This window comes from Cohnella faecalis (assembly GCF_003570905.1).
Classification (GTDB): domain Bacteria; phylum Bacillota; class Bacilli; order Paenibacillales; family Paenibacillaceae; genus Cohnella; species Cohnella faecalis.
On sequence record NZ_QXJM01000017.1, the window covers coordinates 42,908 to 65,170 of the forward strand.

The window sequence follows — 22,263 nt, forward strand, 5'->3', positions numbered from 1 at the left end:
CTCAGACAGACGAATTTTTTCCGCCGTTATCTTCCATTTCAAACAAGTAATCCTTCAATATACTGTATGATCTCGTCTGCTGCTCTCTTTGCACCACCAGCAGATTTCATGGACTCTCCAATGATTCTACTCTTCATTCTGTAGGTCTTATCATGAAATAATCGCTCGACTGCCAATTGAAGCTCAAGATAGTTGACCGATTCGTTCGAAGATGAGTTTTTGAGGTTGATCCCCGCTCCAAGTCTTTCTACTTGATTGGCAACCAGAAACTGATCCACTTTCAAAGGAAAAACGAGAAGAGGCAAATGATGAAATAAACCCTCATTGACACTGTTGAAGCCACCATGGGTAATAAAAATATCTATATGTTTAAGGAGTTCTATTTGTGGGACATAGTCTTTCACAATGAAATTGTCCGGAACATCTTCGGATCGAAGGGATAAATTCGTTTGGTTGCCGCTTGAAATGATCACTTGCATATCTGAATTGCAAAATGCATGAAAGCAGGCTTTCCAAAATCCGACATCATCACCTGATATCGTACCGAGCGAAATAAAGATGTTCTTTTTCCCTGCAAGTGTCTCAAACGGAAAAACAGAATTCTCCGTTCGAAAATCAAAAGAGGGACCCACAAACTTAAAAGTGTTGTCAAACAGTTCCGAATGAATCTGAAAAAGTTCTGAGGTATATACGATATTAAGGGGTTCTCTATTTATAAATACATCAAATAAGCGAAATTGATCTAACTTGTATTTTTTTTCGATGGTAGTTCTGAACCTATCCAATTGTCTCTTCATGGATGTCTTATTGAAATTTTCTAAAGTCATTGCAAAAAGACTTTTTGCAACGTTTTCGGGATCCAAGTTGATAATTTCATCATCAAATGCAAAAGTGGTAATAGAGGATACTGCGGGCACATTCAGCAATTTTGCAATTCTTTTACCCCATCCACAAAATGAATCATGAATAATACAGTCGGGTTTTAAACTGGCTGATTCAATAAGTAATTCAGCCGTCATCATCTCAGTCATGTCCAATTGATGCAAAACTTTTTTTGCAAAACCGCTGAAAGGATTTTGGGGGTCTTTCCCTCTCCTTTCCTCGTTGACAGTTACATCTTCATCGATAATTCCAACTGGATACTCCCGGTAATTCGCACCTGTATTTTCGATTTCACCCTTGAACTGATTTATAGCATAATATTCAACCTTATGGCCCCTGCTGGTTAATTCCGCAACTAAACCAAGCGTTGGGTTTATATGACCTGTGTAAGGAAACGAGAAGAAAACGATATTCATATTCAAGTGGCTCCTTTCATTCAGGGGCTGAGAATTCACCCAAGCAATTGGGGCTGAAAAGCCGATATGTCTGTTGGTTTCTACGCAGGATATAATACGATTAATCTTCTCGACCATAATTCCTGTATTTCTTCTACAAGCTCCTCGTTCGTTACGTCGCAAGGTGAAATCTCTTGCAAACATGAATGTAAGGTTCTCTTTCCGTCGCTTAGAAGCAAAATACGATAAAGTTCAGAAGATAGGGGGATTGTATATTTATCACTATAAACGACACCAATTTCATGGAAAATGCTTTCCGATTTTTCAGAGACATGTCGTTTTGATTGTGTGATGGTTGCATATGGCGACAGTGAAATCCTCATTGGCAAAAACCGTTTTGCATCAGCCTCTATTTTAGAAATCAAAAAATCCCCTATGACAAGGAAATGTATCTTGGTGGTCAAAAAACAAATGATCGCATCATACACGGAGTCCACGATCGGTTCGACATTATTATTAAACGAAGTGTTCAGTAAGATTGGAGTATCTGTCAGCTCCTTAAATGCGTGAATCAACCCCCAATATTTGGGGTTAGTGTGACGATTAACCGTCTGAACTCTTGCTGACCCGTCTACATGGGTAACCGCTCCGAGCAGCGTTCGCTTTTCTTCCTTAACTCTAAGAACGATTATCATGTGAGGGAACATATTTTGCCCGGGCGGAATTTCATAAAATTGAGGCGCATATTCTTCAAGCACGGAGGGAGCAAACGGTCGATAGCCCTCTCTGAGCTTTACCATTGCGTTAATGACCTCCCGATTTTCTGGTGGCCTAGGATCTGCCAGAATGCTTCGATTACCTAATGCTCTTGGACCGAATTCCGACCGGCCTTGCACCCAGCCTATCACCTTGCCTTCGGAAAGCAAGGTTGCCGTCTTCTTCTCAATATGATCTTCCTTCTTGAATTCCAACCAGCTGCTCCACTCCTTGAGGGTTTTCTCTATCGCTTCCGGTTCGCCGATATCGCTCCCCCAGTAAAGGTGTTCCAGCTTATTCGTTTTCTCTTGCGGAACAACGCTATCATGTATATAAAGCGCTGCTCCCAATGCACACCCAGCATCATGCGCAGCCGGCTGCACGAACAGTTCTTCAAATAGATTCGAATATAAAATTTTTCCGTTTAATGTACAATTTTGTGCAACTCCCCCTGCCAAACACAATTTTTGATGACCTGACTTCTGCTTAAAATAATTTAAGATATGGGAAACGATTACCTCAAGGGACTCTTGCAGAGAAGCCGCAACGTCTTTATGTACTTGAGCAAAAGGCTCCGATTTCTTTCTCGGAGACAATATATTTGACAGATAATAAATATTTTCAAAATGTATTTCATATTGACCCTCTGGCAGCAAAGTGTAGAATTTTTTGAAAAACCGCCGATATCTGCGTGGATCCCCATAAGGCGCGAGACCCATTACTTTGTATTCGTCAAACATCTCATAACCAAGAAAACGAATGACTTCTTTGTAATAAAAACCAAGTGAGTTGGAATCCGAATAGGATTGCAGCAACTCAAGACGATTGGCATTACCACTCCAAACCGTACCGGAGATACCTTCACCTGTCCCATCAATGGTCAAAACTAAACTGCTGTTAAAACCTGATAGAGAATACGCACTAACTGCATGTGACAAATGATGATCAACAAAAACGATCTTTCCTAATTCGAATAAATACTGAAATTCTTCGAAAATCAACCTTTGAATATAAGATTTGATGTCCCGGTCCATGTTTTTTGTTCAGGATGGTAGAGTTTATCTAGCTTTATATTTACATTCAAACTGCTTTCACTGATGGATATCGCTATGTAATCGATGTCGCGAATGGAATAATTACCATAATTCAAACAAAAGCGGATTGCAGAAATAGGGATTTTACCAGTATGTTTAACTCTCGTTAGCCGTTCTTCTTCTATTCCTGCGACTACTCGTCCATCTACGAGCAATACAGCCGCAGCATCGTGCCCTCTTGTGGCGGGATCATCAAACTTCTCAGACCATCCATTTATCCCTATTATCTTCATATTCTATCCTCCCAGGAACTAACCGAACTAATCTCATTCAATTTTCGTTTGACCTTAAAGATATATCTCAACCAAAAATACACAAAGCTCAAATTGATTAAACTGTAAATTAAAATTAAAGCCGCATAAATGCTGTATGGCGCCCAAACGATTACAAAACGCCACGGTAATTTCCTGAATAATAGATCGGGTAATGAGTAGAACAAAAGGGAAAAAGCAGAAATATAGAAGAAAAGAATGGCTGTGCTTATATAGAACCGGGAATTAAACCCGCTGAAAAACCTTTGCTTCGTTGCCATTCTATACAGCATGCGGGCCAAAAGGAACAATACGAGCATAGCAATCGGTGAAACAATATAGGTAACCATCGAATAAGTTTTATCCAAACCTACATAATAATCATTTTCGATCATAGGCGCCTGTTCAGGAAACCCGCCATGAATGATCGCATCAATGACTTTTCCCAGCGGATCCGTAAACGTTGATAGGGAATTGGACAATACCACAATTCCTAACCGTTCCTCTGGATGCAAGACTATAAACGACGAGAAAGACGGAGTGCTTCCATTATGAAATAAAACCGCTCCATTCCCCGCAATATTCCATCCCATGCCATATTGAAGATCTTTAGATAACTTCGGCGAATTCTGAGACTCTTTTATGAATTTGTACAGTGGCTGCGAGTTGTCTGTTTCCAATTGAATCTTTAACCAATGATCCATATCATGGAGATTAGAAACCATATTCGAACTTGGTGCATTTCCGCGATAATATGGCGGGTCAAAAGCCATTGGTTTATTGAAGCCGAACTTGTAACCCTGAGCCTTCAGGTGTTTCTTGGTTTTATCAATGAAAAAGTAGGTGTTATCCAATTCGAGGGGATTAAGTATATATTCTTTCATATAATCTTCATAAGATTGTCCGGATACCGTCTGAATAATCAATCCCAGAATAGCGTAATTAATCGTCGCATATTCGAAGACTTCACCCGGAGCGAACTTTAATTCATGATTCGTAAGCTTTCTCACTGTAATTTCCAAAGATTTGTTATCGGAAGAAACCGGTATATCTCCAATACTTTCAAATGGGATACCGCTCGTATGATGCAACAGTTGTTCAATTGTGATATTCGCAATCTGGCCTGAATATTTCATTTTGAGCCATGGAATATATTTTTGAACCGGGTCCGTAAGATCAATGAGTCCTTTATCTGAAAGCTGCATTACCGCGATTGCTGTAAACGCCTTTGTATTTGAACCAATCTCAAATAATGTGTCGTCCGTGACAGGGATTTTTTTTTCTAAATTTGCGAACCCATAAGATTTCTGGTAAACCGTTTTATTGTTCATCACGATGGACAATGCAAGGCCTGGCGCATGGTTTCTCTTCATTTCATCTCTCACCAAGCGGTCAATCTTTTGGATCTTTTCATCCGCAAGTCCATACTGGGATAGCTCTTCACCTGACGCAACCGTTGAGGTTAGGATCGTCCATGTCAACAGAACCGTACCGATCAGAAATTTCTTTAAACTCCTTTTTTTCTTGGCATGACTTACCTTATTCTTAATCACCTCGATCCCTCCTTTTCATCCTGATCCCCATCACTGACTGTCAAAGACGTGTCGTCTATTTCGCCTCACTTCATTTCCCTTATCGAATTAGCCAATTCTCTAATCGTAGGAGAATCAAAAACTTTCCATAAAGGAATCTGAACATTTAATTTCTTTTGAATTTGGTTAACAAGCGTAGTAGCTTTCAAAGAATGTCCACCCAGTTGTACGAAATTATCGTTTACTCCTACGCGGCTAATCCCTAATACCTCCCCATAAATTTCAGCCAGCATTGATTCCAGCTCATCACCGGGGGCTTCGTACTCGCAGTCCGATTCCACTCCTCCCTCCGGCACCGGAAGCGCCTTCCGATCCAGTTTTCCGTTTGATGTCACGGGCATCTGATCAACCTGTAGGAAATACGAAGGAATCATGTACCCTGGCAATAGATCGGTCAGATACCTTCTCAGCACGAACGAACTGATCCGGTCTTCCGAGACAAAATAAGCGCAAAGATGTTTGGTTCCCGTTTGGTCCTCTCGATCGATAACAACCGCTGATTGGATGGAAGGGAATTTTGCCAATTGAATTTGAATTTCGCCCAGTTCAATCCGATAACCGCGTATTTTCACTTGATGATCTACTCTACCCAAAAATTCCATGTTGCCGTCAGGCAGCCAGCGGGCCAGATCTCCGGTATCGTAAATGCGTTGATTTTCAATAAACGGATTTGCCTTGAATTTGGCGTTTGTCAATTCGGGATCGCCGATATAGCCGGATGCTAGACATACTCCTCCGATATACAATTTCCCCGGAACGCCTATCGGACTAGGTTGGAATTGATCGCCGAGAATATAGTATTGGGCGTTTTGAATCGGTTTGCCATAAGGGATGCTCGTCCAACGAGCATCCATACTGTCTATGGGAAAATAGTTGGACCAAATTGTCGCTTCCGTCGCTCCGCCTAAACTAATTACTCGGGCATGAGGAAAAATCGCTTTTACGGTCCCGGGCACTGTCATAGGAATCCAGTCTCCGCTTAAGAACACGAGCCTCAAACTCGGACCGGTCCTGTCTTCCAAAGAATAACTCAACACTTGCTGCAAAGCCGCCGGCGCCGAGTCCCAGAATGTGATCGACTCCGTGCACAAAGCTTCAAACATGGCGTAGGGGTTCGCGAGTTCTTCATTCGTTGCAATCCGAATGGATCCGCCCGCAGCCAAAATACCGAAAATGTCATACACGGAAAGGTCAAAACTAAGGGAAGTGATGAAAAATAATCGGTCTTTTTCGGAAACTTCGAAAGTATGGTTGACCCATTCGATTAAATTGACGATCGGCCCGTGTTCCACAAGTACTCCCTTAGGCTCACCTGTTGATCCGGATGTGAAAATGACATACGCATACGGATGGCGAGATAACTCGACTTGCAAATCCTCGTCGGAATACGCGATTAATTGGTCATTTGTACAAAGCGACACACAATTGTCGACAGCCTCGCAGATTGGATTGCTATACAAGCTCACCTGAAGAACACAATCGAGTTCCGGTAGTTCGTGAGAGATTTGTTTGATCCACCCATTCTGACTGTTGCCGATGAGCACATGACGAATGCCTAACCTTAGAAAAATACGATTCGTTCTGCTCAAAGGCGCGCTTTCATCCACTGGTACATAGATTCCACCGGCCTTCAAAATCGCCAACAACGAGATGATCATTTCAAAAGATCGATCCATGGATATTGCCACGAAAGATCCTTCCGTTACGCCCAAGTGCCTTAACTTTCCGGCTAATTGGTTAGATTTCCTATTCAATTCCGCATAGGTGATACTCGTATCGCTGTCCATGAGCAAGGCAACTCGGTTTGGCGACATCCGGACGGAATCCTCGAACAGCTGATGGACTTTTTTGTGAGCTGAGTACTCGACCCTAGTATCGTTGAAATCGAACAGGAGCTGCTTTTTCTCTTCGACGGACAGAATCTCAATGTCGGATAACGGCTGCTCCGGCGTGTCGATGGCTGCATTTAGAAAATTTGCGAAGTGGGAAACGAAACGTTTCATCGAATCTGCGGCATACAAATTCGCGTTAAAATGGATCGTTAGGCCGATGTCGCTTCCTTCTTTGAAAAAACAAAACACTTGGTTCAGTGGAACTTCATCATCCAAAAACGATTGATCGTGCAAGGATTCCATGACGACGGCGGTATGGTAAAACTCCGGCTTCGCCTCATTCTCATTCGGATATAACGTTCGCCAAATGTGATCCAGTGGAAAACGTTGGTTATTCCCAGCTTCTGCCAACGTGTTTTGGACTTCCTTCAGCCAATGTCTAAAATCCGGCGAATCGCCTGCATTGCATCTCAAGGGTAGCAATCGGTTGATAGGCACGTCCGGCTCTGGGATTTGCGGTTTCAAAACGGCAGTACCCGTCACGACATATCGGCTTCCAGTATATCGATGCAGGACATACATTACGGCAGATAACATTACGATATAGGCTCCGAGGTCCGAATGATTGCTTAACTTGTTGATTTTCGAAGTCAGCTCGTATGGCATGAAGGAAGTCACGCTTCCCTTTTGATAATCCGAATATTTTCCCAGCGGATAATCTGGAGGCATTTCAGTTTTGGTGGTTTCATCCTTCAGCTTGGATAACCAATACTCCTTCTCTTCATCCAACTCTCCGCTGGAAAGCAGGACGTTTACCGCATATTGATCCAGGACGAAAACCTCCTCTCTATTACTCGAATAACAAATCAAGATCGCTTTGGCTTATCTTCATCATTTTGAAATCGGAAGGTGTAAACTCCGAAGTTTTCTTCATGGCACAATGAAGTATAATTTTTTTCATGTTACGTACCAGCACTTCTACCCATTCGTTTACGGCAAAATCGGCAAGCTCAGCGGGGTTATAATGCACGTCGAGCTGTAAGGTTCGATGGCGAAATACGAACCTGAAATCAAGGAAACGCGGATGAGAATTTTCGAAACCCTCTTCGAACCTCATGAGGGTGAATATATCGTTTTCGAATATCGCGTCCAAGTCCCCTCCGTAACGAAACCCGACCAATCGTCGGTTTGGTTCCTCAAACTGTTCCAGCCGTTCCTGCAATCCCCCGAGGCTTTGACCGTCTTTCAGCACACCTCTAATCTGTTCTTTGACTTCCTTTATCTGGTCATGAAGGTCTGTTGAATGGACTTGAAATACGGCAGGGTAGATAGGAGCCAAGCAGCCGATCCCGCTGACCTCATCTTCGGTTACGCTCCCCCCTCTTTCTCCGAGATCGATTTCAACCCCAAATGCAAGAGGACTTAACCGTTCATGCATGGTCAAGACCAACGCGATGATAAGCAATTCTGCCGTTCTCGTATGGTAGGCATGATTGGCTTCAAGGAGTTCGTTTGCATCAATTCCTAACGAATCATAGGTTCGTTTACCGGATCCTTGATTTCCATTCGCAGGTTGGAGGTCTATTGAACGAGGGGCAGCCAACCGTGCGGCTTCTCCGTTCAGATGTAAGCGAAGCATCGTTGAAAGATCTTTCGACAAGATGCCCCACGAATCGAGATCCATGACCAAACGGTGAGCCGACAGCATCAGATGAGCAATCTGTCCGTCTTCACCCGCAAACATGCAAGCTTGAACCACATTTCCTCTATCGAGAACGAGGCTCGATGTTGACCTCACTCTGGCTTCCTCCATGATTTTCGAAAGCTCTGCCAACCCGTAGTCGGACAAGGTTATCAAATCGATTTCCGGTTCAAGCGGCGGCTGTGAGTTATCCAAATAGAAATCTCCCGTATCATCATCTAGCCGAATTCGAAATAATTGATGATGCCGTATGATCTCGAGAAGGATCCTTTTCAATTCCGATCCCTCTATCGGAACTTGTAACTGCAAGAATACCGATTGGTGACGTTGATTGATGTAGGGCAACCCCCGGGCCATCAGCCATTCCATCGCAGGAGTCTTTTTCACGATTCCACTGAATTGCGATTGGACGAACGACATGTCCGCGTGTTTGACGCTTGATACGATATCGGAAATCGAATTCGAATATATGATGTCCTTCGTTTCCAGCAGAATGCCGCTTCCGTGCAACCGATTGATGAGAATTAGCGCTTTGATCGAGTCTCCGCCGAGTTCGAAGAAATTGCGGTCCGGGTAAATATTCGATAAATTCAGCAGTTCCTGAATCTCAGTCATTACCGTTTGTTCTGTCCTTGAGGTTGATATGTAATCTGATGTCGTTTTGATCTCCCGGCCGATCGGTTCGGGCAACGCTTTTCGATCGATTTTTCCATTCGGAGTAAGAGGGATAGCATCCATTTTCATAAAGCTAGTCGGAATCATGTAAACAGGCAACACTTCGCTGAGATTTGCCCGAAGCTCGTTATAGCTCAGTTGTCTATCCGCGCTATAGTAAGCGCATAAATACGTACTTTCATTTTGGGTAACAAGAAGAACTGCCGCTTCCCGTATCGCCTCTATATCTAACAATCGCGCTTCGATTTCTTGTGTTTCGATCCGGTATCCATGGAACTTGATCTGCTGATCCATTCTCCCTAAGTACTCTATATTCCCATCAGGGAGCCACTTTACAAAATCGCCCGTCTTGTACATCCGCTCGCCGGACACGAATGGGTCGTTCACGAACCGCTCTTGCGTCAATTCCGGCCGATTTAGATATCCTTCGGCTAAACCGGCCCCACCAATGCATAATTCCCGGGAGTTCCAATCGGTATAAGCCGATTCCCGTTATCCACAATATAAACTCGCGTGTTGACTAATGGCGAACCGATATGGATGCAGGCACCGTCATTTTCCGTTAATTCGCCCATCGTACACCATACAGTTGCCTCTGTCGGCCCATACATGTTGAATATTCTGGCATTCGTCGTTTTTTTAAGCTTCTGAAGCAATGGAAGAGGGAATGCTTCTCCGCCGACCAAGAGAACCTTTATTTTGGATAAGGCAGAAACCAAATGAACATCGTTGATCATGATATTTAATCGGGATGGCGTCGTTTGCATCAAATCGATATCGTTCAATTCGATAAGTTGAGACAATTCATATAAATGGTCCCTTTGCTCATCGCTGACCAACACAATCTTCAATCCGCAAGCGAGGGGAAGCAACGACTCCAAAACAAAGATATCGAACGATATCGTCGTTAACGACAAAATCGAGCGGAATTTTTGAAGAGGAATGCGCTGCGTTACGCCGGCGAAAAAATGATATATAGCTTTGTGACTGACCATGACTCCTTTTGGTTTCCCAGTGGACCCGGAAGTGTAGATCAGATACGCCAAATCGTCTGGTTTGCCGCATGTGTTATTCGGATTCGTATCCTCTTCCATTCCCGTGACAGCCGTTTGACGAATAAGAAGTTGTTCAACATTGTCGAGCTTTCTGCCAAGATGAGGCTCTGTGATCAATAAACATGCCTTGCTGTCAGCAAGCATAAATGCGATTCTGTCCTCGGGAAAATCGGGGTCGATCGGAAGGTAGGCACCTCCGGCTTTAGATATGGCCAATAAACTTGCGATCAAATCAATAGACCTTTCCATCATGACCGCTACGATCGTGTTCGAAGAAACTCCCTTACCGCGCAACAAGCTGCTCCATCGGTTCGCCTTCTCGTCAAGCTGCCGATACGTGATCGTCTCGTTGCCGCAAATAACGGCAATTCGTTCGGGCGTCCGCATCGCCTGTTCTTCGAAAAGCGAAGAAAATTTCTTATATTGCGGAATATCCGCGGTGTTCGACATAAATTGCTGCAAGAGAAGCATGGTTTCTTCAGGTGTCACGACATTCAGTTCGCCTATCGGGACGGAAGGATAGGTTACGATTTGATCCACGAGCGCTTCCAAGCAACCGAATATTCCGCTTACTTGCCGGGCGGTGTAATCCTTTACCTTGTATTCGAAATCCAATCGCAAGCTTCCGGATTCATACCAATCCTTGATGAGCAAATGAAGCGAATAGATCGAATGACCCTGGAAAAATTCCTCGTTCTCGATCGTAATCCCTCAAGCTGGTCAACCAACTTGGCGTTGCTATAATTCACGCATATTTGAAACAATTGGTCGTAGCCTTTTCTATGCAATTCCAGGTCTTTGACCAACAAATCGAAAGGATATTTCTGATGGAAAAAGCACTGAATCAACTCTCTGTTCACTTGATCGAATAATGCGATAGTGTCTTCGTTTTCGCGAATCTGTTTTCGGAAAGGCATCATATTGACAAACATTCCGAAAATATTTTTTTCACGTTTTCCCGACCGGTTCAAGACCGGTGTGCCTACGATAAGATCTTCGTTGTGCGTCGTCCTGAACAGGTAAATGAGCATGATCGTCATAAAGAACGAATTCATGGACAAGTTATGTCTCTTAATAAATTGTTTGACAAGTTGCGTCTTGGCTTCATCCAAAAAGAATGTCATTCTCTCCGCCCGAATATCATCCGAGCTTTTCACAAGGAAAGCGTCAGGCAGCTCAAGAAACTTTTCTCTCCAGAACGTCTTATCCTTATGAAATCTGTCTTTCGTCTGTAGTTCCTTCTCTGCCGGAATATAGGCTTCAAAAGAATATTCGCCAAGAGAGTCGGGCTCCGAATGGTCGATAAGGCGACCGTACATCTCGCACACTTGACTGGTGAGGATATTCATCGACCAGCCGTCCGCGATCAAATGATGAAATTTGACGAAATACCCGCACGTATTGGGATTAAGCCTGAATAAAGCTATATAGAAGAGGGGGCTTTCAATCAGTTCAAATCCTATGGATACTTGCTCTGCCACCCATTCCTTGTACCTGGATAACGGGTCGATGGCGAAACTGAAATCGACATACTCGATTTCGGGTGTATCATCCTTGGAGAAATATTGCTGAACTTGGCCCTCGACTTCCACGAATTTCAATCGTAGGGAGTCATTATTGGAGATAAATCGTATAAGAGCCTGTTCAAGGCGTTTGAGATCCGTATGTCCCTTGAACGTAATCGTCCCACCTAGATTAAACAGCGGGGTCTTGGGATACAGCTTTTCGATATACCAAATCCTGTTTTGGGCATGTGTAAGAGGGTAATAACGTTGTTGTTGGTCCGGTTTCATCATTCGATTACCCCCGTATGGCGAATGTGTCTTCCACAGGTAAATAGTCGGGATGAAACGATTCATGAATATAAAAGATCGGTTCCCGGGATAGTTCGAGCAAATAGTGTTTAAAATAGCAAACTCGTTTGCGGCCGTCGATTTCCTGTTCGATCCGTCCGTCGCCGATAAGGTGCCGGTGATGTTCGATCCGATTGTTCGCGATCTGTTTTCCCAACGGAATGTCTCTCGTGCACAAAGTTTCGTACAAGTTTTCCTGACCGAGAGGTACGCGCATTACCAAGTAATTAAAAGATACTTTAATACGTTCGTCTGTTTGTAATGCAGATCGCCTAATATAGAGCCTGTCCGTCGACTCCGTCTGCAAATGCGCCAAAATATCGGGATGAATTTCCTCGCGCGATGCCAAGTATTGGCCTGTAACCTCGACGGTGAGTTTCCTGTCGAGAAGACTTTCCAGCAACAAGGTGGTTGATCCGTCGCTGCGCAGCAGCATACGGACTACGGCTCCGTCAGTTGACGTTCGCAACATCGATGTACTCCTTTCTCGCGATCCTTCCGGTTTGCGTATCCGCCGAGCGACCCCATAACCGCCGATACAAATCCGATTCGCCGTTCAAAAGTTCCTGATGTGTTCCTTGTTGTACGATACACCCATGCTCCATCACGACTATTCGGTCCGCATCTTGCACCGTTGTCAGTCGATGGGCAATCATCAGTAGCGTTCGGCCTTGTTCCTTGGCCGACTTTGTGATCTCCTGCATTATCTTGTATTCGGTTTCCATATCGAGTGCAGACGTCGCCTCATCAAATATCCAAATCGGTCGATCAGCCAGCATGGCACGGGCAATAGCTAATCGCTGCTTCTGTCCACCGGAGAGCAAATTACCGTATTCCCGAAGCGATGTATCATATCCATTTGGCAGCGCTTCGATGAATTCCTGCGCTTGCGCGATGCGAACGGCTTCCAATAACTCTTCGTCACTTGCACTCGGTCGAATGATCATCAAATTCTCTCTTACGGTTCCCGGAAATAAGAAGGAGATTTGCGGCACATAGGCTACCTTAAGACGTGCATGTTCCGCATCGTGCAGCGGATTAAGACCGCCAATGCTGACCTCGCCCCACGTAGGAAATAATAATCCCGCCGCAAGTTTGGCCACAGTCGATTTGCCGGAACCGCTTGGTCCAACAATGGCCGTGAACGATCCGGGTTGAGCTTGCAAATCAAAAGGCTCCAACACTTCTTTGCCAAGAGAAGGCTTTAGCCCTTCAACACCCAACTCTGCGTCAGCGACATCCAATGACGCATGTTCCGGTAGGAGAATCGGGTATCCGTCAACCATAATCCCGGGTTCCCAGTGGTCAAGTCCGAATCCGGCAGACGGATCTTCGTCGGCTCTTTCTCAGCCCGCTCGAGTGCCATCATACGGACGGCTCCTCCGAGCCCTCCGTTTATTTGTCCCAGAACACCGACCAGAGCCTGCATCGGCTGGATCATCTGGCTGATCAGCATGAAGAACACCATCAGGGAACCAATCGGCATGGAGCCGTTGACGGCCAACCAACCGACCACCAATAACATCACGATCACCATCATGTTCGAAATGGCTGAAGTTACAACGGATATCCATTGCTGCCACCACATTCTCTTCATGTACATCTTGTTCAACCGGGCTCGCTCCCCGACGAAGCTCTCTGTCATCCATTCTTCGATCCCATAGGCGCGAATCGTTTCGATCCCTTGGAGCGTTTCCTGTTGATACTGTCGGACAACGGCTTCCTGTTCCGCGACTTCGTAACCGATACGTTGAAGTCGATATCCTAGTGAATGGCTCAATACGATGATCACAGGTGCAATCATCAAGATTAGCAACGCAACCTGCCATTGAAGCCACATCATATACACGGAAGCACACAATATCACTATGAACAGATTACCCATATCGTCTAGGACCAAAGTCAACAGCCCAGTGGTACGACTGGAATCACTGGTCACCCGTTGCACCAGATCGGAGGAATGGGACCCTTGGGCTCGTTCAAGCGGCAATCGCTGCGCTTCGTCTGCAAGACGCAGCGTCACGTCGCGGTTCAGTCTCGTCATGGCAACAAGCTTCAAATACACGCCAAGCATATTCAGCCCTAACAAGAAAAAAGTTACAGCCGTGCAAACCAGGACGAGTGCTTGAATATATCCGTATTCACCTTGCTCCAGCTTTTGATAATAAATCGAGACCCCGATGGGAACCAAAATATGGCTGAGCGTCTGCCCGAGACATAACAGCAATGCGAAAATATACATAAGACGATTCGGACCAAGCCGTTCCCACAACAGAGGTATTACGTCGCCTATACGAGGCTCCTTGGCGGCTGATGCCGTTTGGATCATCAAATATCCACCCTCTCCACCTGATGTTCCCATTCTCCCCTGCGAACCATTGCGGCATAGCGACCAGCTTTGGCCATCAACTCTTCGTGTGTGCCGTACTCCGTGATACAGCCTTCTTCCATAACGACGATGCAATCCGCGTTTTGTATTGTAGATAGCCGATGGGCGACAACTACTACGGTACGATCGACCATCAATTTGCCCAACGCTTCTTGCAAAAGGTGTTCGTTCTGTCCGTCCAGTGCCGAAGTCGGCTCATCCAACAAAAGGAATTCCGGATTGCGGACATAGGCTCGGGCCAACGCGATCCGTTGCCGCTCCCCACCGGACAAACGAAGTCCCCGTTCACCCAATCGAGTCTCGTATCGATCCGGCAAAGCTTGAATAAATTCGTCCGCTTGAGCCAATTCCGCCGCTCGGCGAATTTCTTCCGGCGTCGCGTTCAGACGGCCGACCCGAATATTGTCGAACACCGAAGCGTCGAATAACGTCGTGTCTTGAGGGACGTAAGCGGTCTTTTTCCTCCACGTGCCAAGCGTTTGCCGGTCAATCGCAACCGATCCGATGCGAATATCGCCCGCTTCCGGCTCATACAGACCGAGAACAAGCTTGAGAAGCGTACTTTTTCCGCCTCCGCTCGGACCGACCAATGCGGTAGTTGTCCCTTGCTTGAAGACGACCGATACGTTCTGCAGCACAGGTTTGCCCTCTTCATATCCGAAGGATACGTTGTCTACTTCCAAGTCGCCGTAATCAGGCAATGGCGCATCCCCTTCCGTCATTGGCTTCGCGTCAGTGGGATCAACCATCTGAAAAACGCGTGCCCCATGCGCCAAGGAATCCTGAATCGCAGCCCACATGTTGGCAAGATGGGCAAACGGATAGAACAAGCGATCATAGGCAATCATGAACGCCGCGATAACTCCAATCTCCATGTTGCCTTTCATCACAAACCAAGCGCCGACACTGAAAATATAAATTTGGCCTATCCAACTGCCGGCGAAAATCGTCAACCCCGAAGCGGTTAACCACATATAGACGCGGATACCGCTACGACGCGTGACCTCCACTTGTTCCCGCCAACGGGCATTAAAAGATTCGCGCAGACCGAAACTTCGCACGACATCGGCGCCTTGCATCTGATCCTGCAGCCTTGAATCCTGAATCGCTTGCGACTCGTTCATCGTCATCTGCCATTTGCGAATCGATTTTCCCATTAGGTTGCTAAGCAATGGAAACAGCAGAGAACTCGCCAATGCGCCTGCTACGAGCCCCCATGAAAGGACCGACAAATATACCAATAAAATAATGATCGAGAGAACTTGTTCTAGCAGTTGTGGGATCCGCTGGTTCAGGCCTTCTTGGGCAGCGACAGCGGATCCGTTCAGACGATTGATCTTGTCTCCTGTATGCCAATTTCCGAAGGTCCGAAGAGGCAGGCGAATCAACCGTCCCAGCACCTCACGCTGCAAATCCAGCGTTGACCGAATGGATAATTTCTGCATTGACCATGCCCGCAACAGAGCGAGTACCATGCCAATGAAGAAGACCGCGGCCAGCATCGCTGCCGCGGACAACATCCCTGAAATGGAGCCGAATTGTACGGCATTGAACAAGCGGCGCATTCCTTCGGCCACTCCCGTAGGCAGCGCCGCGGATGCTATAATGATGACCAGAAGCAGGGAATAGCTCGTCCAATAGGAACGCGCCCATACAAGCAGCTTTCCAAGCACGAGTGCCGGCCGGATCGGATCGAGAGCGCTTTTCGTGTGATTCATGAATTCTCCCTTCGTAAATATTCGAAATGGCAGGGCAATAGTTTCTTTATGAAACATTCGGATGTTGATTTACCGCACCCGAACGTAATCGCTTTGCTACAGGTTCGACGGGTAGTTCACCGACTTCCTGGCGGATTCTTCGATTAATCGGGTAAGTGTATGTAAAATATATTCTCTTGACAATGTTTGCTTATGGTTAATAGTTAATAATGAAAGGATAAGTCGCATATTTAAGTCGGTTTTGTGGGCAGATTCATCATGAACGTCCTTCACGTCCCCCCCCCCCTTTCACCTCTTAACTAACATAATTAGGAAGTCGCCATTTATCGACATTTTAGCAATTTCGAAAAAGATAACACAATATAGGATTCTTCAGTTTCATTAGTATTCTTCAGTTATATTTCCAAATTAGGCAAAAGTATGATAACCCAGTAAACCGAGATCTCTGAATATGGGGAGGTCTATTCAACCTATCTTCCATTTCTTTGCCGCTGAAGACAGAAGCGTCGGCCGATCCATATTGATTGCTTGAGCCCAACTTTCCAGTTTCAAATGAAGGTTACACAACTTAACAAATTCAAGTTTTAATACTAAAAATAAAGAAAATGAACACCCATTATCATTTTAGATTTACAAACAATGGAAATACAACGATAGATTATTCAGTTAATGCACAATTCTTCAGAACTCTCTGCAACGAAGCAATAGGAGGGAGAATTAGTGTCAATGATATATGATATAGTGGAATATCACTTAACAAACTCAAGACTTTATACTAGAATAAAGGAATTAAAACATTCTGCAACGAAGCTATAAATGATACAAGGATGGGAGAGACCGAAATCGTATGTCTATGAGCAATGAATCTCTTCCCGTAAATTTCATCGAAATCAATTTCCCCAACTCCTCCGAATGGTCAAGTTCTCACTTTCAGATCGTGTGGGAATCAGGGATGGAAAATATGCAGGATTCAACTTCAATTGCCATGGTTCGCCCGGATCTTCCTATTGCGAAACCCACTCCACACGCCTCTGTCATCAGCATTTTATTTGAAGCCGACTTCCTTACAAAGCAAAAAAACTTAATGAATGCGAAAATGCCATTAGAAATGCCATTGAACGGGTACTCAAAGACGATATTGTCTCAAATACTCGAATACGGCAAACAATCGTCAAGCAACAGTTGGAAAAAACGAATTGCCTGTGCGATCTTCTCATTGACCATCGAATTTTTGGATTTCTTCTCTAGTGGTCAACAGTCCCCCCCTTCGCTTTTTTCAAAGCCGAAAGGCACCGAGCCTAAAGAAGCAAAAGCGATCATCTATGCCACCCGTTACATCAGAAACCATATGGCCAATCCCGATTTATCACTCGATGAATTGGCGCAGGCCATTGGCTATAATCCCAATTACTTTTGCCAAGAGTTCAGCAGAATTCTTTCCGTGTCGCCCATCCGTTATTTAAATAAGTTGAGGCTTGATCGCGCGATGCGCTTGCTGGAACATTCCGACCATTCCGTTCGTACGATATGCAACATGGTAGGGATTCGAAATCCAAGCCGTTTAGCAAGCATGGTTAAACTTGCGTCAGGCATGAACCCACTTGTTCTGCGAAGAACAAAAAAACTACAAAACCTGATGTATAATCAACCGACGAATACTAGTATTTCATTTAAAAAAGTTCATTAATAAATAACCAAGGGAGACGGAACACCAAGATCCACACAGTAGTGGACGCAGTTGGTAATCCAGTGCGCCTATTTGTTTTAGCCGATAAAGCCTACGGCAACCCATGACAAGACGCAACGTTCTGCATCCCCCCAAAGTCTAATACAGCAACTCCTTGGGAATGTGACTTTTACCATTATGAAGAACGGCATGTTGTAGAATGTTTTTTCAACAAACTCAAACAATTCCGAGGGATCGCAACACGCTATGACAAGCATAATCACTAAAGAACTGTGGTCGAATAACTCCCAACTATATGTACTTGATGTTCAAACGTTTCAAGGATTCTAATTGCTTTAACCATTCGTTGGTCATTTTGAGCAACTTCCGATTCGATTAGAAAACGATATGTCCCTAATCTCTTGCCAGTCGGTCGGGATTCGATCCAAGTGAGATTTATCCCCAGAGCAGAGAATACATTTAAAATCGATGAAAGTACCCCAGGGTTTTCATTGTTTGGGTTAATCAACATCATGCTTTTCATTTGCTCTGCACTTTCTACTAAGCCTTTACCAACAACGATGAATCGAGTATGATTCACTGAATTGTCTTGTATTTCACTTTGGAGTATTTTTAGACCATGCTCAAAAGCAACCAATTTTGAAGCAATCGCGGCAATATTATTTTCATTTGAATCTTTAACCAATTGCGCTGCTTTAGATGTACTATCTGTATATTCACATTTATAACTATGCTTTTTAATGAAATCTCTACATTGATTTATTGCAGGACTTATCGAACTTATTGTATTAATTGTATTCATATTGCTATCTTGATTTCCGATTAAATGAAGAGAAACTGTAAAAATAAGATCAGCCTCAATATGCAAGTCGTACATTAACAAACCATCAATGGTCGTATGAATATTACCAGCTATTGAATTTTCAATTGGTACAATACATTTATCGACTTCTTCGTTATGAACGGCTTCTAAGACATCCAATATAGATTCATACATAACCCAAATTGTCTGATCAGAAAAAAACTGATGTGCAGCTTCTTCTGAAAATGTTCCCTTTGGACCCAAATAAGCAACTCTAATCATCTTCAACCCCTTTTTTTACACAATTATACAGCTATTTCCCTGAAATACATCATGCTTTCCCACGTTTACCTCTTGTTTGCTGAATAAATTGTTACAATTCGAATCAAATGTGGCAAAGCGTCGTAAAACACAACCCGTCCGTTCCGGGAATAATAATATCCATAATCGCAGTTCATACCGATCTTCATCGCTAACTCTACGGCCCGCAGGGATTCGTCGTCTCGCACATGAAAACGACTGGCAAACATCGAGGCGTCAAACTCTTTTCGACGGTTGATTACGGTTATTTTTTCTTGTTCGACTTTCCTTTTGCGCGCTCTATATTGTCGGCCACTCGAAAGGCTACGATTCTGCTTATTAACTCATAAGGCAGCGGTTTCCCTATAGGAAATTGCACGGACCCCTTCGCCCCTTTGTATGCCGATAACTCGGACTGGAACGCGCTGACACCGCCTGCCCCCGGATAAAATCCGATATGATTTTTATAAGCGGCAAAATGCACCAAATTTCCATGCAACTCGAAAGTAGGCATTTGATAGCTTATTTTCTCTTTCGCGTCGGGCGCCGATTTTTTAATAACCTCTCTCAGCGTTTGCAGTATTTCCTGAACCTCGGGAGAAAAAGTTGAAATGTAGTCGTCTATGGAGCTGTATGTTAGTTTGTTTCCTTCCATAATTTCTCCTTTCGTAACCACGTATTTCTCTAATGGTATCACCAATCCCCCTATTCGCCCATACAATACCTATACACTGGTGAATCGGAGGGACATCAATGATCCAGATTACAGGCTTCGATGTGGACAAAATCGATCAGTCCGCGCTATCGGAATTGGAAAGAGCGATTTTGCAAAAAAAGCTGAAAAGCACAGTCGTCTATCGATACGATTCCCTCGAAGCCTTGTTATTCGAATTGAATATGAGAAGCAACATTGTGGAAGCGGCCAAAGCGCTGAATTCGAGTCGCGCAGGCTTCGCCACTTTTCAAAATTCCCGAGCCAATGACCAGTTTTGGACCCGAACGGATAATGGAGGCTTCCGGCAAAGAACCGACGTCTTGGCTTCCGACGCGATAAACGATATTTCGAGAATAGCCGGCTGTACGCGTTTGAGTGCGCCACCGCCATGGTCATTATTTTGTATAAGGCGACGCTTGATTCGATCGGCAAAGATACGTTCAACGCCTATTTTAAGGATTTGTTCTTGTATGACTGGAATTATGACAACAACTTGAAGTTAATTACGGTCGAGAATAAAAATGAAGCGTATCCGGGCGACGTCCTCTATTTTGAAAATCCCGACTTTGACCCGAAAACCCCGGAATGGAGGGGGAGAACGCAATAATGCTTGCGGATAATTTATATTTCGGTCATGGTATTGGAATCAGGACGGCGGAGGAAATGATAACCGCCCTTAATGCAAGAAGGAAACGGGCAGCACGACTTCAGCCTTCCTGACGGAGCAAATAGAGCATCCCGACTTTGAATATTTGCGCAAGCTGGAGAAACCTTTTACCGCCAGGATAGGTACACGCACTTACATTTGCATCGGACTATAATTATCCGGTTGATTGAAGAAGCGATCCCAAATGGATGGCGTCGTTCACTAACCTTTTACATACAAAAAACCTCCGTTTTGGAGGTTTTTTGTTAAAGTGTGCCGGAGCGAAGCAACTCTGTTGAGCTAATCCGAACGAACTCGGGCGCCTGATTATTTTCCGCCGATCCGGCATGCAAAATCGCATAGCCAAATGCAGGGAGCTCAAAGTTCAATTGACCTTGCTCAGCAGTAACCGGTGTACCGGACACAATGTCCGTCCAGGCTTCGTTCGCTATGGTTGCCCGGAAAACAGAGGAACTTTCGGATTTGTTAATGAGAATGACGAACCGATCCTGAGCATCCCGGCGTTCGTAGATTAGATTCTGGTCGTTCGCCTGATCCTGCAAAAAGGTAAGAGCTCCGTCTTGCAGCGCAGGATATTGGTGTCGAAGGCTAATGGTCTGCTTGAAAAATTGGAGCAAGTCGCCGTTCTGTTTCTGCGGATCCCATTCCATACATTTGCGGCAATCGGGATCATGCCCGCCGTCCATACCGATTTCATCGCCGTAATAGATACAAGGAGCGCCCGGGAACGTAAACTGGAACAAAGTAGCAAGCTTCAACCGTTCCGTACGGCCTTCGCACAGAGTAAGCAACCGAGCTGTATCGTGACTGCCAAGCAAATTAAAGGCAACTTCATTCACTTGGCTCGGATAGCTGGTCAATTGCCCAGCTAGTCGATTAGCAAGCTGATTCGCTCCAATTCGATCGTGCGCAAAAAAATCGAGGCACGCCTTCGTAAAAGGATAGTTCATTACCGCGTCGAACTGGTCTCCGAGCAGCCATGGCACCGCTTCGTGCATAATTTCACCAAGAATATAAGCATCTGGATTGACACCTTTTACGGTTTTGCGGAATTCCCTCCAGAAAGCATGATCCACCTCATTGGCGACATCAAGCCTCCAGCCGTCGACGCCGACTTCCTCGATCCAGTATTTTGCCACCTTCAGCAGGTATTCCTTCACTTCCGTGTTTGCCGTATTCAATTTCGGCATGATCGGCTCGAAGCCGAACGTATCGTAAGTCGGTACGCCATCCTTCACCGTTAGCGGCCATTCGCGTACATAGAACCAATCGGCATAGGCAGAGGAAGCCCCCTTCTCCATCACATCGACAAAGGGTTCAAACGTGTGACCGCTATGATTGAACACCGCATCGAGCAAAACGCGAATCCCTCGCTCATGACAGGCTTTTACAAGCTCCTTCAACTTATCGTTCGTACCGAAATGAGGATCGACCTTGAAGTAATCCTTCGTATCGTATTTATGGTTGGTCGTTCCTTCGAAGACCGGATTCAAGTAAATCGCATTGATACCTAGCGAGGTCAGGTGCTCAAGATGATCGATAATGCCTTGCAGGTCGCCGCCGAAGAAATTATTTAGTCCGGGTTTGCCTCCCCATTGCTCTGTTCCTTCGGGATCGTTCGTCGGATCGCCGTTTGCGAACCGTTCCGGGAAAATTTGATAGAACACCGCTTTCTTCACCCAGGCCGGAGGCGTATGAACGTCAGCGGGATTAAGGAAGGAAAATCGAATAAACCTTCATGAAAAATGACGGGCGCATCGTCAAAAAAACCTTTTTCCTGCATGTAAACCGTTCTGTCTCCGTCATTCAAGGCAAAATAATAAACCAATCTGCGGAATTTAGGCTGCACGGTTGCTTGCCAGTAATCGAACAAAGCGTCCGAAACCCATAGCGTCATA

17 protein-coding genes and 1 pseudogene are annotated in these 22,263 nt (G+C 45.0%); 2 read left to right on the top strand and 16 right to left on the bottom strand.

The window, feature by feature from the left end; translation table 11 throughout:
* Positions 1-38: 38 nt before the first annotated feature.
* From D3H35_RS03245 to D3H35_RS03300, 12 genes are all read right to left on the bottom strand, one after another.
* Complete coding sequence (locus tag D3H35_RS03245; protein WP_119147755.1) at positions 39-1,481, bottom strand: macrolide family glycosyltransferase; 1,443 nt, start codon at positions 1,479-1,481, stop codon at positions 39-41.
* Positions 1,379-3,067: a carbamoyltransferase family protein gene (locus tag D3H35_RS03250; RefSeq protein ID WP_119147756.1), complete on the bottom strand. Its 1,689-nt coding sequence runs from the start codon at positions 3,065-3,067 to the stop codon at positions 1,379-1,381. Before D3H35_RS03250 ends, D3H35_RS03245 begins: the two co-directional genes overlap by 103 nt.
* The gene (locus D3H35_RS03255; RefSeq protein ID WP_119147757.1) at positions 3,031-3,360 is read right to left on the bottom strand and encodes a carbamoyltransferase N-terminal domain-containing protein; all 330 of its coding nucleotides are present in this window, start codon (positions 3,358-3,360) and stop codon (positions 3,031-3,033) included. The genes D3H35_RS03250 and D3H35_RS03255 overlap by 37 nt, the downstream gene beginning before the upstream one ends.
* Positions 3,357-4,931, bottom strand: coding sequence for a serine hydrolase domain-containing protein (locus D3H35_RS03260; RefSeq protein ID WP_119147758.1), 1,575 nt, complete (start codon positions 4,929-4,931; stop codon positions 3,357-3,359). The genes D3H35_RS03255 and D3H35_RS03260 overlap by 4 nt, the downstream gene beginning before the upstream one ends.
* Positions 4,932-4,996: 65 nt before the next feature.
* Positions 4,997-7,672, bottom strand: a complete 2,676-nt coding sequence (locus D3H35_RS03265; RefSeq protein ID WP_119147759.1) for a non-ribosomal peptide synthetase — start codon at positions 7,670-7,672, stop codon at positions 4,997-4,999.
* On the bottom strand, positions 7,653-9,566 hold the full coding sequence (locus D3H35_RS03270; RefSeq protein ID WP_147355728.1) for a condensation domain-containing protein: 1,914 nt from the start codon (positions 9,564-9,566) through the stop codon (positions 7,653-7,655). Before D3H35_RS03270 ends, D3H35_RS03265 begins: the two co-directional genes overlap by 20 nt.
* Positions 9,567-9,610: 44 nt before the next feature.
* Positions 9,611-10,849 (bottom strand): AMP-binding protein, encoded by a 1,239-nt coding sequence (locus D3H35_RS03275; protein ID WP_147355729.1) that lies wholly within the window; start codon positions 10,847-10,849, stop codon positions 9,611-9,613.
* Entirely contained in the window at positions 10,828-12,030 is a 1,203-nt protein-coding gene (locus D3H35_RS03280) for a condensation domain-containing protein (RefSeq protein ID WP_158593928.1), read from the bottom strand. The genes D3H35_RS03275 and D3H35_RS03280 overlap by 22 nt, the downstream gene beginning before the upstream one ends.
* Positions 12,031-12,034: 4 nt before the next feature.
* Positions 12,035-12,559, bottom strand: coding sequence for a chorismate pyruvate-lyase family protein (locus D3H35_RS03285; protein ID WP_119147763.1), 525 nt, complete (start codon positions 12,557-12,559; stop codon positions 12,035-12,037).
* Positions 12,540-13,331, bottom strand: a complete 792-nt coding sequence (locus D3H35_RS03290; RefSeq protein WP_158593929.1) for an ABC transporter ATP-binding protein — start codon at positions 13,329-13,331, stop codon at positions 12,540-12,542. The genes D3H35_RS03285 and D3H35_RS03290 overlap by 20 nt, the downstream gene beginning before the upstream one ends.
* Positions 13,292-14,416 carry an ABC transporter transmembrane domain-containing protein gene (locus D3H35_RS03295; RefSeq protein ID WP_233567735.1) on the bottom strand — a complete coding sequence of 375 codons (1,125 nt, stop codon included), beginning with the start codon at positions 14,414-14,416 and terminating at the stop codon, positions 13,292-13,294. Before D3H35_RS03295 ends, D3H35_RS03290 begins: the two co-directional genes overlap by 40 nt.
* Positions 14,416-16,194 (bottom strand): ABC transporter ATP-binding protein, encoded by a 1,779-nt coding sequence (locus tag D3H35_RS03300; RefSeq protein WP_158593931.1) that lies wholly within the window; start codon positions 16,192-16,194, stop codon positions 14,416-14,418. Before D3H35_RS03300 ends, D3H35_RS03295 begins: the two co-directional genes overlap by 1 nt.
* 847 nt (positions 16,195-17,041) lie before the next feature.
* Between D3H35_RS03300 and D3H35_RS03305 the strand changes: the two genes are divergently transcribed.
* Complete coding sequence (locus D3H35_RS03305; protein ID WP_119147385.1) at positions 17,042-17,881, top strand: helix-turn-helix transcriptional regulator; 840 nt, start codon at positions 17,042-17,044, stop codon at positions 17,879-17,881.
* A gap of 262 nt (positions 17,882-18,143) precedes the next feature.
* Here D3H35_RS03305 and pheA read toward each other — a convergent pair whose 3' ends face one another.
* The gene (gene pheA / locus D3H35_RS03315; protein WP_119147384.1) at positions 18,144-18,965 is read right to left on the bottom strand and encodes a prephenate dehydratase; all 822 of its coding nucleotides are present in this window, start codon (positions 18,963-18,965) and stop codon (positions 18,144-18,146) included.
* Between the two features lie 283 nt (positions 18,966-19,248).
* Positions 19,249-19,638 carry an iron chaperone gene (locus D3H35_RS03320; RefSeq protein ID WP_119147383.1) on the bottom strand — a complete coding sequence of 130 codons (390 nt, stop codon included), beginning with the start codon at positions 19,636-19,638 and terminating at the stop codon, positions 19,249-19,251.
* 98 nt (positions 19,639-19,736) lie between these two features.
* Between D3H35_RS03320 and D3H35_RS34600 the strand changes: the two are divergent.
* A pseudogene (locus D3H35_RS34600) lies at positions 19,737-20,418 on the top strand (protein-glutamine gamma-glutamyltransferase).
* Between the two features lie 192 nt (positions 20,419-20,610).
* On the opposite strand, the gene D3H35_RS03330 reads toward D3H35_RS34600, so the two are convergent.
* The gene (locus D3H35_RS03330; RefSeq protein WP_411675123.1) at positions 20,611-22,032 is read right to left on the bottom strand and encodes a glycoside hydrolase family 13 protein; all 1,422 of its coding nucleotides are present in this window, start codon (positions 22,030-22,032) and stop codon (positions 20,611-20,613) included.
* Positions 22,033-22,040: 8 nt separating this feature from the next.
* Positions 22,041-22,263 (bottom strand): alpha amylase N-terminal ig-like domain-containing protein (locus tag D3H35_RS34605; protein WP_411675124.1); only part of this gene is annotated, 223 nt, incomplete at its 5' end.